A 12,826-nucleotide genomic window follows, 5' to 3' on the forward strand; every position below is an offset into this window, starting at 1 on the left:
ACACGTAAAGTTTTATCGATGGCGATGACGGCGGCCTTGAGTATCGGTGCTTTTGCGGTACCTGCATCAGCTTCGACCGTAGTGCCGGAGAATGTATTGGCGAAGCCGACCGTTAAGCAAGATCACAGTCATGGAGGACCATTCGACTTAGGCATTGCGAACGATGAGCGTCTGATCGAGATGTTGAAGAAGAATGGGAAAATCGCAGAAAACGCAAGCCCGGCAGAAGCAGAGAAAGCGTTAAACAAGTTCCTTAAAAATAAAGCAGACAGTGCCAAGAAAGAAGAAGGGGAACTTCATGGGAAAGAGGCAGAAACAAAGGTAAAATTGCAAGAGGAAATGAAAAATAACAGTTTGACTTCAGGAAAAGGAAATAAATTGGGACAAGCCAAGAAAAACAGTCCTGGATCGGTGAAAGAAGAAGCATACGATGGTGAAATGCGTACCGATAAAGTACTCGTCCTGTTGGTTGACTATCCTGATAAGCCTCATAACACGCTGGCTCCTGAAGAAACGGACATGCATTATGAGGGAGAAGATGCCTATTCCCGCGAGCATTATCAAGACATGTTATTCGGTGAAGGCGGATGGACAGGTCCGGATGGGAAAACATATGTATCCATGAAGCAATACTATGAACAGCAATCCGGCGGAAGCTATTCCGTGGAAGGGGAAGTTGCAGGCTGGTATACGGCAAGCAAGTCCGCTGCTGAATACGGGGGGAACTATCCGACCGAAGATGACAGTGACGTGGATGCAAGAGGCCTTGTAAAAGAAGCATTGGAAGCAGCAGCTGCAGATCCCGATGTCAATCTTGAGGATTATGACCAGTGGGATCGATTTGATTATGATGGTGACGGAAATTACCTTGAACCAGATGGATTGGTTGATCACTTGATGGTCATTCACTCTGGTGTGGGTGAAGAAGCGGGTGGAGGCTCCCTTGGTTCTGATGCAATCTGGTCTCACCGCTGGAATCTTGGCGGAGTTTACAAACTTCCTGGTACTACAGCGACTGTTCCATACTGGGGCGGTACGATGGGAGCTTATGATTACACAATTGAGCCTGAAGACGGTGCGGTTGGTGTAATGGCGCATGAATTCGGACATGACCTTGGCCTGCCTGATGAGTATGATACTCAATATTCAGGTGCAGGTGAACCAATCAGCTACTGGTCAATCATGTCGAGCGGAAGCTGGGCGGGTGACATCCCTGGAACGATGCCTACTGGATTCAGTCCGTATATGAAAGAAATGCTTCAAGCTTCGGCGGTTGTCGATAATGAAGGGACGAAAGGGAATTGGTTGACTGGTTCAGAAGTGGCTCTAGAAGATATCGATTCCAAAGGGTTGGAAGGAATACTTGATGAAGCGAATACCAAAGGGACGAACAATGATGTAATCAAAGTGAATCTCCCACAAAAAGAAACAGTGATCAATCAGCCGGCAAGCGGTGAATATGAGTACTTCTCCGGAAGTGCGGATGACTTGCATAATACTTTATCGACAAAAGTTGATCTGACAAATGCAACATCTGCTCAATTCAATTTCAAAGCTTGGTATGATATTGAAAAGGATTGGGATTATGCATATGTAACAGTGAATGGTCACCCTGTTGCAAGTGACTTCACAACAAACGAAAATCCATATGATGCAAACCTTGGTAACGGGATCACTGGTTCATCGGATGGCTGGATTGACGCTTCATTCGATCTATCTGCTTACGCGGGTCAAGAAGTTGAAGTCGCAATCGAATATGTGACGGATGCAGCGGTTTCCAACCCTGGTTTATATGCTGATGACCTCTCAATCGTCGTTGATGGCGAAGAAGTATTGTTTGATGATGCAGAAGGGGAAACAGCCTTTACGTTGAATGGTTTTGACAAGAGTGATGGAATCAAGCGTTCCGAGCATTACTACTTGCTGGAATGGCGTAGTCATAACGGGGTGGATAAAGGTCTTGCGAACATCCGCCGCGGAGCAAGCTTGATGACGTTCGATGATGGCTTACTCGTATGGTACGTTGATAAGCAATTCAGTGAAAACTGGACAGGCATCCATCCTGGAGAAGGATTCAATGGTATTGTCGATGCAGATCAAAGCACGAACTACTGGAGTGACGGGGCTGTCGGCTCTACACGCTACCAAGTTCACGATGCTGCATTCAGCTTGAACAAGTCTGAGAAGATGTTCCTGGATTATTCAAGTATTTTTGGAATCACAATGAAAGATAATCAGACTGCACAGACTCCACTGTTCGATGACAGTGCAGACTACAGCAATAAAGGTCTTGTAGATGCAGGCCGCGATGTACCGAATTACGGATTGAAGTTCCGTGTGACAGGTCAAAGTGCTGACGGTACTGTCGGTAAGGTATTGATCTACAAATAAGTATGAATGATAAAGGGTGACGGCTTCTATGCCGTCACCCTTTAAGCATGTGATTGGACATTTTTTACCGATGAATTGATAATAATACTCACATCAGATAAAGGAGATGTCCAATCTTGAGTATTAAATTAAGCGTCTTAGATCAGTCGCCTATTTCAGAAGGGATGAGCCCTCAAGAGGCGTTAAACCATACAGTGAAACTTGCCCAAATGACTGAGAAACTGGGATTCACCCGTTTCTGGGTATCGGAGCACCATGATTCCCCGAGCCTTGCCGGCTCATCACCGGAGGTATTGATCGCTCATTTGGCACAGAATACCTCACGGATCCGTGTCGGTTCAGGTGGAGTGATGCTGCCGCACTATAGTTCATATAAGGTTGCTGAAAATTTCCGTTTACTTGAAGGATTGAATCCCGACCGGATCGATCTTGGCCTTGGAAGGGCTCCCGGGGGAATGCCGATGGCTTCCATGGCGTTGAGCGAAGGCAAGCATCGGGATGTCCATCGTTATCCAGAACAAATTGATGAACTGCTTGGTTATCTGACGGATTCCCTGCCGTCTTCCCATCCGTATCAAGGGTTGACTGCGGCACCGAAAATCGAATCGATGCCTGAGGTGTGGATGCTAGGTTCTAGTCCTTCGAGCGCAATGCTTGCGGCACAAAAAGGGTTGCCATATACATTTGCGCAGTTCATCAACGGAGAAGGCGGTCCGCAATACACACAAGCTTACCGCAACAATTTTGTCCCATCCGACTATCTCGACAAACCGAAAAATACAGTGGCTGTGTTCACGATTTGTGCAGAAACGGATGAAGAGGCGGAAAGAATCGCATCAAGTATGGACTTGTCGTTGATCATGATTGAACAGGGGATGCGATCTACGGGAACACCGAGTCCAGAGAAAGCGGCTGCCTATCAATACAGTCCTTTCGAGGCAGCCCGCGTGAGAGAGAACCGTAAGCGCATGATTGTCGGAAACCCTGATAAAGTGAAGAGGGAAATCCTTGAACTGAGCGAACAATACCAAACCGATGAAATCATGCTGGTCACCATCACTTATGACTTCCAAGATAAACTCAAATCATTCCAACTCATCGCCGATGCACTGCTTTAAAGCAGTGAGGGACGTACCTTTAGCGTGCTAAAGGTACGTCCCTCTTTTTTTTATCTTTTCTCCAGTGCAAGGATGAATGGAGGGTTATTGAGTTGGTTGACGAATTGGTATCTCAGTACATGTACATAATGTTGATCGAGCTGCTCGACATATCGCAGAAGGTAGTCGCGTTCAACGGCACCTTCTGGATGACCGTGATAAATGACGAGTATGAGGATCCCTTCAGGTGCCATCATTTCAAGAATCTGGTTCATTGCCGATATGGTCGTCTTCGGACGGGTGACGATTTCCTTGTCACCTCCGGGGAGATAACCTAAATTGAAGATGGCTCCGGTTATCTTTCCATGATGGACAGGAGGAATGACATTCATGACGGTTTCGTGGCCCTGCTGAAACAGGGTTACACGGTCTAGAAGCTCATGGGTGGAGAGTTGATCTCTCGTATTCTGGATGGCTTCTTCTTGGATATCGAATCCGTAAACCCTTCCGTTCTCCCCTACAAGCTGAGCAAGATACAACGTATCATGTCCATTTCCGAGTGTTGCATCGATTGTAATATCGCCCGGTTTCACCGCATTATCCAATAACTTTCGGGCGAATGGTAAAATTCTTTCCAGTTTCATGCTTTCACATCCACATTAAAATATTTTCCTTGCCAGCTGTCCCGTTCCTTCAATTCATGATCAATCGCGTTCAGGACGTTCCACTTATTCACGCTCCACATCGGTCCGACCATAAGTTCAATCGGTCCGTCACCAGTAATCCTGTGGACGATCATGTCGGGAGGAAGGATCTCCAGCTGGTCACATACAAGCTTTACATAGTCATCGAAGTCCATGAACTCAAGCAGTCCTTTCTCATACTGCTTGACCATCGGTGTCCCTTTCAATAAATGCAGAAGATGGATCTTGATCCCCTGCACATCAAGTTTCGCTACTTCCCTGGCCGTCTCCATCATCATCTCTGTATTCTCTTTCGGCAGGCCGTTAATAATATGTGAACACACCCTGATGCCATGTTTTCTCAGCTTTTTTACTCCGTCCACGTAACATTGATAGTCGTGGGCACGATTGATCAGCGAAGCAGTTTCTTCATGGACAGTCTGAAGTCCGAGTTCAACCCATAGATAGGTTCGCTCATTGAGTTCCGCAAGATATTCCACGACATCATCAGGAAGGCAGTCGGGACGTGTTGCGATCGATAACCCTACGACATCTTCCTGCTTTAAGACCGACTCATACTTCTCACGAAGGACATCCACCGGTGCGTGGGTATTCGTGAAGGCTTGGAAGTAAGCCATATACTTGCCGTCTTTCCATTTCTTGTGCATTTTTTCTTTGATGTCATTGAATTGTTTCTCCAATGGATCGACACGGTCACCGGCAAAATCGCCAGAGCCTGCCGCACTGCAAAAAGTACAGCCTCCGTGAGCAACGGTACCATCACGATTCGGGCAGTCAAAGCCACCATCAAGCGCGACCTTGAACACTTTGTGGCCAAAGTGATTCCGTAAATGATAATTCCATGTATGGTAGCGTTTGTTATCTGCTGCATATGGAAACGGGTTTGTCACCATGACAAACACCTCCTAAATTCTTCGTCTTTATGTATGGGTATTCTCATCAAAGACGATTTTAACATGAACGGGGTCATCAAGGTATCCTCACTGTGGAAATAGGCGAAGATTACCACTTTTGAATGCGTTCGGAAGGTTAAAACTAATGAAGAAGGAGAGCAGACATTCACTCTTCTTTAAATCAAAGAGAGCAGGAGGTAGTCGATATGGCAACAAGACAATCGATTGAAGACTGTATCCAGAAATGTGAAGATGCCATTCGTTACGCTCAAGAACAATATAAATCAGGTATGGAGCAAGAGCATTATCACGACGAGGAATACACAAATGCGATGCAAAAGCTTGAAGAGTCCGTCAATGATGTACGTGACCTGGCACATAGCGCCAATGCACAGCAGCGTGAACAGCTTCACCGCATGAGGCTTCAGCTACAAAGCCTTCAGAATGAGATGATTTTATTAGAACACGATCCGACGGTAGTGGGAGGAAAATTACATTGAAAAAACGTTCTAAGCAAAATAATCCTGAACAAAAAACAAGAAGCGATTTCCGTAATCTGGATACAGAATTCGGAGCGGAAAACAATCCTGTGAAACAGGCGAAGAAACGGTACGAAAAACAAGGTCAGCCGGTCAAATCAAATCAAAACAATGGAAAATGATTGTGGAAACTAGGTGCTTCTTGGGTGCCTAGTTTTTTTGTTGGAAGCGTGGTGGATTGAGCCAGGCTCAAAATGCCGTGATTGAGCCAGGCTCAAAGTGCTGTGATAGAGCCAGGTTCAAAGTGCTGTGATAGAGCCAGGTTCAAAGTGCCGTGATTGAGCCAGGCTCAAAATACCGTGATTGAGCCAGGCTCAAAATGCCGTGATTGAGCCAGGTTCAAAGTGCCGTGATTGAGCCAGGTTCAAAGTGCCGTGATTGAGCCAGGTTCAAAGTGCCGTGATTGAGCCAGGTTCAAGGTGCCGTGATTGAGCCAGGTTCAAAATGCCGTGATAGAGTCAGGTTCAAAGTGCCGTGATTGAGCCAGGTTCAGAGTGCCGTGATTGAGCCAGGCTCAAAATACCGTGATTGAGCCAGGCTCAAAATGCCGTGATTGAGCCAGGTTCAAAGTGCCGTGATTGAGCCAGGTTCAGAGTGCCGTGATAGAGCCAGGCTCAAAGTGCTGTGATTGAGCCTGGCTCAAAGTGCCGTGATTGAGCCAGGCTCAAAGTGCCGTGATTTAGCCAGGTTCAAAGTGCCGAAATTGAGCCAGGCTCAAAACACAACAATCCAACCACGCCCCCTTTTCCTTCCCCTTTCCAAACAAAAAAACACAGCTGAAAAATTCAAAAATAGTTCTTGCTCACCCACATCAAAAGGAGTAAAATTCTTTTGGGACTCGAAATAAATAAGTGGGAGGAAGCAGAAAATGCCCAAATCACTATGGTTGCTTGCTATTGGGATGATGGTGAATGTCACCGGTTCTTCCTTCTTGTGGCCGCTTAATACAATCTATTTGCATGAACATCTCGGTAAATCTCTATCAGTGGCAGGATTGGTACTGATGATCAATGCTGGTGCCAGTGTAGCGGGGAATCTTATCGGGGGAAGTCTTTTTGATAAATTAGGGGGTTATCGCTCGATCCTTCTAGGGATCATGATTACATTGACTGCCTTGATCGGCATGAATCTTTGGCATGGTTGGCCTTATTATGTAGTATTCTTGACGATTATCGGTTTCGGATCCGGTATCGTGTTCCCTTCCATGTATGCCATGGCTGGTTCTGTATGGCCTGAGGGAGGACGCAAAGCGTTCAATTCCGTGTATGTGGCACAGAATATCGGTGTAGCAGTCGGAGCTGCGTTGGGTGGATTGGTTGCCTCTTTCTCATTCAACTATATCTTCCTTGCAAATTTACTCATGTATCTTGCCTTTTTCTTGATTGCCCTTTTCGGGTATCGCCATATATCGGCAGATTCCACTGGTCAGGCTTCAATTTTGAGTGAGAAAAAAGTGATCAGAAACAAATCCAAACTGACCGCACTCCTGATTCTCTGTGCAGCATATCTATTATGCTGGGTCGGATATGTACAGTGGCAGTCGACGATCGCCACGTATACACAGGAAATCAATATCAGTTTGAAGCAGTATAGTCTCCTTTGGACCATTAATGGGGCATTGATCGTACTCGCTCAGCCCTTGTTAGGAAAGGTGATCAAGCGGTTCGAGGACAATCTGAAGCTACAGATCATGATTGGAATTGTCATCTTCATGATTTCATTTGGGGTGGCGTCTGTTTCAGGGCAGTTTCAGTGGTTTGCCGTTTCGATGATCATCTTGACAGTGGGTGAAATGTTGATTTGGCCAGCCGTGCCGACGATTGCGAATTCGCTTGCACCAAAGGGACGGGAAGGATTTTATCAAGGAATCGTTAATAGTACAGCTACGGGGGGAAGAATGATCGGACCGCTGATTGGAGGCGTGCTGGTCGATTTGTTCAGTATGCAGGTGTTATTCATGACGCTGATCGGTTTCTTCATTCTTTCACTCTCATTGGCAAGTCTTTATGACCGGCCGTTAAAGAAAGAAAAAGAAGTACCGGTTTCGTTACCCGTACAATAAAAGCCAATGAGAAGGATATCTCATTGGCTTTTCTCTATTTCACTATCTCTCTGATAATGCAAAATAAAAAGGGCTTCCGTTTCCTACGGAAGCCCACTTGCAAAAAATTGAGGCGGATGATCCAAACTCCACATAGTTCGTTGCCATTAAGGCGTGATCACCGACTTACACAATTCAGCTCATCGCTATAATAGAATAACACGTACTGAATCACATTACAACTTTTTTTAAAAGAAAGGGATGAATGGTTTCCTAACTTTCACTGATTCCCTTCCTGTTGCGTATCCAATATTTCATAATCGGTCCATGATTGCCGTGGACGGGATCAAGTTCTGGAAGAGGAGCATTCTTGATGTCGAAAAGGACTTGTGGCCGGTCTTTTAATGATCCTTCCTTTGTATCGTATCTTGCTCCGTCGGGGTATGCGCCGACTACTTTGAAATCGGGACTGCAGGCAATTTTCCTATGACCGGTCCCTGCTGGCAGGATGGCTACATCCCCCTTCTGAATCGTAGCTTTCACACCCCGCTCACCACCGAGCTGAATATGTGCATGCCCTTCGATGACCCCGAGTACTTCATGGGTATTACTGTGATAGTGGTCGTATTCGTGGATGCCGTTCACCCAGCTATTCCGCCACTGATTGTGATGAAAGATGTTCTCCAATTCGTCTGTGTGTTCGACTTCACTTGGGTAGATGATGACAGGCAAATCCGGATTGTTCGGAATGGTTCCATCGTCCTCCAGGTAATAGATTTTTAATTGACCTGCTTTCATTCCATCACCTCCTCATGCTTACTTAGAGAGTTCCCCCTTCAGCCTTGTTATAAACACACTTCCTGTATTTAATGCACGTTCCAACGCATCCAAGGTTGCGGAGATATGCTACTATAATAATTAAGATTATTTGGAATAGTGGGAGAATGACCGGCTTAACGAAATGAGATTGGGAATGGGGAGAGTGTATGAGCAGCTTATTAAAGAAAGTCTCCGTTGAAATGATTGAAATCATCCTGGAGAACGCTTTTGAATGGCTCGTTGTAGTCGATAAAGAAGGGATTATCATTTATATCAATGATAACTATTGCAAATTCTTGGAGGTTGACCGTGAAAAGGCGATTGGCAGCCATGTTACGACTGTGATCGAAAATACAAGGATGCACAAGGTAGTGGAAACCGGAAAGGAAGAAGTAGCCGATCTTCAGTACATCAAGGGCAATTATATGATCGCCAACCGCATCCCGATCATCGTGGGCGGTGAGACGATCGGTGCTTTCGGCAGTGTCATCTTCAGGGATACAAGTGAATGGATGCAAATGAGTTCCCATGTAAAGAATATGATATCTAAGATTCAAAGCTATATACAAGATATCAACACAGGGGTGAAATACAGCCTCAACGATATTATTGGGGAATCTGAAAGCATCAGGGAGTTGAAAGAGAAGGCTAAAATGATCGCTCCGAGTGACATCTCCATCCTGATCAGAGGGGAGAGTGGGACAGGAAAGGAATTATTCGCCCATAGTATTCACCAATTAAGTGAAAGGAGCACTCAACCATTCATCAAAGTGAATTGTGCGGCGATTCCGGAGCAACTTTTGGAATCGGAATTATTCGGCTACGCAGAAGGGGCTTTCACGGGTGCGAAAAAAGGCGGGAAAAAAGGAAAATTCCAGCTTGCTCACAAAGGGACGCTGTTCCTTGACGAAATCGGGGACATGCCCCTCAATATGCAGTCGAAGCTCCTGCGGGTATTGCAGGAAGGAGAGGTAGAGCCGGTGGGTTCGTCACGGGTCGATCAAGTGAATGTAAGGATCATTGCCGCTACCAACCGCCCCCTTGAGAAAATGATGGAAGAAAAAAGGTTCAGGAGTGACCTCTATTATCGTATCAATGTTGTTCCGTTCAATGTCCCTCCATTGCGGGAAAGACGTGATGACATCCCGGGGCTTGCCGATTTTTTTCTGGAGAAATCCATGAAAGTATCTGGAAAGAGGATCAAGGGATTCCACCAAGAAGTAATGGAAGTCCTTACTTCCTACAGCTGGCCGGGTAATCTGAGGGAGTTGGAAAATATCATCAATGCGGCCACTTATTTATCGAGTGACGATCGGATCACAATGAATTCACTGCCCCAATATATGAAATCGGGGACAATCTTTCATGCAGAATCAAAATCGTTAAAGGAAATCCTGGATGATACGGAGAGAAGCGTGTTGGAACAGAGCTTGAAGAAATTCAAATCGGATAAACGAAAAGTGGCATCAGCCTTGGGAGTCAGTAAATCGACTCTGTATGAAAAATTAAATAAGCATCATCTTCTTGAATAGTCCGAAAACTCGGAATGTAGTCCGACTTTCCGGACGGTTTTTTCGGTTATATGATTTTGTGTACATTTTGTGAATGTTTGTGGGGGAGAGTCCGAAACTTCGGACGGACAGAGTGAAGTGAACCTTGATAATCATAATTTGAAAGTTGGCACAATTGTTGCATGTAGGTAGTTGAGTGATTATGAAGGAAAGGAGAGGGCATTTGGCATTCGAGAAAATGTAAACGATTACAAAAAGGTTGGGGAAAATCAGAAAGTAAAAGGGGGAACACAATATGTTAAGTATGGTTGGTCTCATAGGTGGACTTATTTTATTAATCTTTTTAACCATGCGGGGGATGAATATACTAATCGTCGGCCCGATCTCTGCCATATTCGTGGCCGTGTTAAGCGGGATGCCGCTATTCCCGCAGCTGGCGGGTGAAGGGGAAGCGAATCTGGTTTCAAATTATATGTCAGGATTTACGAGTTTCGTTGCCGCGTGGTATTTAATGTTCTTGCTTGGTGCGATCTTCGGTAAGGTGATGGAGGATAGCGGAGCGGCTGATAGTGTGTCGCGTTTTGTTGTTGAAAAATTGGGAATGAAATTTGCGGTCTTCGCCATTGTTTTGGCATGTGCCGTGTTGACTTACGGAGGGGTCAGTTTATTCGTTGTGGCCTTTTCGGTTTACCCGATGGCCGTCAGTCTCTTCAAACAGGCGGACCTGCCACGGAGATTCATTCCTGCAGCACTTGCATTCGGTTCGGTTACATTCACGATGACGTCGGCAGGATCTCCTGAGATCCAAAACTGGATCCCGATTGAATATTTAGGGACGACGCCATATGCCGGCTGGGAAGTCAGCTTGATTGTCGCTGTGTTCATGGCTGTGTTCGGTTACTGGTGGTTGAAGCGCATGATTTCGAAAGCAGTGAAAAAAGGGGAACGATTCCAGTCACGTGAAGAGGATCCGGTCATCGATGAAGACAGACCGTTGCCTAATCCTTTGATGGGTCTGATCCCATTACTGATTGTCCTCGTCCTTGCGTTCATCTTCCACGATTCGTTAAAGCAATCGGCGTTGATCATTGCGCTACTTGGCGGGGTCATTTCTGCTTACGTCCTAAATCGAAAATATTTCAAAGGTTTTTGGAATGCAGTTTCAGAAGGAACGATCGGCGCATTGATTGCCATCGGGAATACAGCAGCGGTGGTCGGATTTGGTGGAGTGGCGAAAGCGGTCCCTGCATTTGCGACGGCTGTTGATTTTATGACCAATATCCCGGGTTCTCCTCTAATCGGAGGTGCCATTGCGGTAAGTGTCATCGCAGGTATGACCGGATCTGCATCCGGCGGTCAGGCGATTGCACTCCCGATCCTCTCACCGCATTATGTCGATATGGGTGTCAATCCGGAAGCCCTACACAGGGTTGTGGCCATTTCCTCTGGAGCACTGGATTCACTTCCTCATAACGGATACGTTGTCACGACGATTCGCTCGATCTGTAACGAAACGCATGGTGAAGCCTATGGTGCAGTCGGGGCACTCACGGTCATTGTTCCGTTACTTGGGCTGACATTAGCCATTATCTTATTCAGCTTGGGATTAGGTATTTAAGGAAGGAGTTTCTTCATGGTAGAGAATAAAGTCGTGTTTGTCACCGGTGCAGCTCAGGGAATCGGTTATGAGATCGGAAAGGAATTCGCTGCAAACGGTGCAAAAGTGGTGCTGACTGATTTGAAGGAAGAAGGAGTGCAGGATGCTGCACTCTCCCTTAAGAAAGAAGGATATGAAGCAGTGGGCATCCGCTGTGACGTGACGTCTGAAGAAGATATTAAAGAAGCGATTGGGACTGCTGTGAATCATTATGGAAGGCTTGATGTTTTGATTAACAATGCAGGACTTCAGCACGTCTCACCAATCGAAGACTTCCCAACGGAGAAATTCGAATTTTTACTAAAAGTCATGCTGACGGCCCCGTTTGTGGCGATCAAACATGCATTGCCGATCATGAAAGAACAGGGCTTCGGAAGAATCGTCAATATGGCATCGATTAATGGTCTGGTGGGATTTGCCGGGAAAGCGGCTTATAATTCTGCCAAACACGGAGTCATCGGCTTGACTAAGGTCGCAGCACTAGAAGCTGCGGAACATGGTGTCACCGTGAATGCGGTCTGTCCTGGATATGTGGATACCCCGCTTGTACAGAATCAGCTTGGAGATCTGGCAAAGAACCGAAATGTCCCACTTGAAAAAGTGCTGGAGGAAGTCATCTATCCGCTTGTACCGCAAAAAAGGCTTCTTGACGTTAAAGAGATTGCCGATTATACGATGTTCCTGTGCAGTGATGCAGCTAGAGGCGTCACCGGCCAGGCAGTGGTGCTTGATGGTGGATATACGGTTCAATAATTTAGGGGAAACGACTCTTGTATGGGGTCGTTTCTTTTTTTATAAATCAAAATGGTCTCGAATTTATGGAATTCCACAACATTGGGCTTGCGCTCCTGAATATTTTCTCCTAAAATAGTGAATACATATAATGATTCTTATATTTAGACGTTGATCGGGAGTAGTAGTGAATGTTTTCTGTCTTAGAGAGTTGACGGGTGGTGAAAGTCAACCGGGAGCATCATGAACTCGCCTGCTGAGTTGCAAGTGTGAACGAACAGTAAGACTTGCCGTTTTCCGCGTTAAGGATGAATGAAGCTGAGTGCGCGTACACTAATGTGGGTGGTACCGCGGGAGAATGTAAACATAACTCTCGTCCCAAATATTTTTATTTGGGATGAGAGTTTTTTTGTTTTATCAAGAAATGCAACGTGTTCCGGTT

At 45.9% G+C, this 12,826-nt stretch carries 11 protein-coding genes and 1 other annotated feature; of the genes, 8 read left to right on the top strand and 3 right to left on the bottom strand.

Annotated features, from left to right (window positions below):
* Window positions 1–18 precede the first annotated feature (18 nt).
* Both LCM10_RS17800 and LCM10_RS17805 read left to right on the top strand, forming a co-directional pair.
* Window positions 19–2,391: an immune inhibitor A domain-containing protein gene (locus LCM10_RS17800; RefSeq protein WP_412103420.1), complete on the top strand. Its 2,373-nt coding sequence runs from the start codon at window positions 19–21 to the stop codon at window positions 2,389–2,391.
* Window positions 2,392–2,507: 116 nt separating this feature from the next.
* Window positions 2,508–3,509: an LLM class flavin-dependent oxidoreductase gene (locus LCM10_RS17805; RefSeq protein WP_224877616.1), complete on the top strand. Its 1,002-nt coding sequence runs from the start codon at window positions 2,508–2,510 to the stop codon at window positions 3,507–3,509.
* Window positions 3,510–3,559: 50 nt separating this feature from the next.
* Here LCM10_RS17805 and LCM10_RS17810 read toward each other — a convergent pair whose 3' ends face one another.
* Window positions 3,560–4,132, bottom strand: coding sequence for a class I SAM-dependent methyltransferase (locus LCM10_RS17810; protein WP_224877617.1), 573 nt, complete (start codon window positions 4,130–4,132; stop codon window positions 3,560–3,562).
* Window positions 4,129–5,085 carry a TIGR01212 family radical SAM protein gene (locus LCM10_RS17815; protein WP_224877618.1) on the bottom strand — a complete coding sequence of 319 codons (957 nt, stop codon included), beginning with the start codon at window positions 5,083–5,085 and terminating at the stop codon, window positions 4,129–4,131. The genes LCM10_RS17810 and LCM10_RS17815 overlap by 4 nt, the downstream gene beginning before the upstream one ends.
* Before the next feature lie 206 nt (window positions 5,086–5,291).
* On the opposite strand from LCM10_RS17815, the gene LCM10_RS17820 reads away from it, so the two are divergent.
* The 3 genes from LCM10_RS17820 (at window position 5,292) to LCM10_RS17830 (ending at window position 7,686) form a co-directional block, all read left to right on the top strand.
* On the top strand, window positions 5,292–5,585 hold the full coding sequence (locus tag LCM10_RS17820; protein ID WP_224877619.1) for a YtzC family protein: 294 nt from the start codon (window positions 5,292–5,294) through the stop codon (window positions 5,583–5,585).
* Window positions 5,582–5,746, top strand: a complete 165-nt coding sequence (locus LCM10_RS17825) for a glycogen biosynthesis protein GlgD (protein WP_224877620.1) — start codon at window positions 5,582–5,584, stop codon at window positions 5,744–5,746. Before LCM10_RS17820 ends, LCM10_RS17825 begins: the two co-directional genes overlap by 4 nt.
* A 746-nt stretch (window positions 5,747–6,492) precedes the next feature.
* Window positions 6,493–7,686: an MDR family MFS transporter gene (locus LCM10_RS17830; protein WP_224877621.1), complete on the top strand. Its 1,194-nt coding sequence runs from the start codon at window positions 6,493–6,495 to the stop codon at window positions 7,684–7,686.
* Window positions 7,687–7,938: 252 nt separating this feature from the next.
* Here LCM10_RS17830 and LCM10_RS17835 read toward each other — a convergent pair whose 3' ends face one another.
* On the bottom strand, window positions 7,939–8,463 hold the full coding sequence (locus LCM10_RS17835) for a cupin domain-containing protein (protein ID WP_224877622.1): 525 nt from the start codon (window positions 8,461–8,463) through the stop codon (window positions 7,939–7,941).
* Window positions 8,464–8,651: 188 nt separating this feature from the next.
* Between LCM10_RS17835 and LCM10_RS17840 the strand changes: the two genes are divergently transcribed.
* The 3 genes from LCM10_RS17840 to LCM10_RS17850 all read left to right on the top strand — a co-directional run bounded on the left by LCM10_RS17840 (window position 8,652) and on the right by LCM10_RS17850 (window position 12,405).
* A complete protein-coding gene (locus tag LCM10_RS17840) occupies window positions 8,652–10,016 on the top strand; it encodes a sigma-54 interaction domain-containing protein (protein WP_224877623.1) in 1,365 nt (454 codons plus the stop codon).
* Window positions 10,017–10,290: 274 nt separating this feature from the next.
* Complete coding sequence (locus LCM10_RS17845) at window positions 10,291–11,613, top strand: GntP family permease (RefSeq protein WP_224877624.1); 1,323 nt, start codon at window positions 10,291–10,293, stop codon at window positions 11,611–11,613.
* Window positions 11,614–11,628: 15 nt separating this feature from the next.
* A complete protein-coding gene (locus LCM10_RS17850) occupies window positions 11,629–12,405 on the top strand; it encodes a 3-hydroxybutyrate dehydrogenase (RefSeq protein ID WP_224877625.1) in 777 nt (258 codons plus the stop codon).
* 141 nt (window positions 12,406–12,546) lie between these two features.
* Window positions 12,547–12,768, top strand: a binding site (T-box leader).
* Window positions 12,769–12,826 lie beyond the last annotated feature (58 nt).

Origin of the sequence: Rossellomorea aquimaris (assembly GCF_020171925.1) — a bacterium.
In the GTDB taxonomy this organism is placed as follows: domain Bacteria; phylum Bacillota; class Bacilli; order Bacillales; family Bacillaceae_B; genus Rossellomorea; species Rossellomorea aquimaris_F.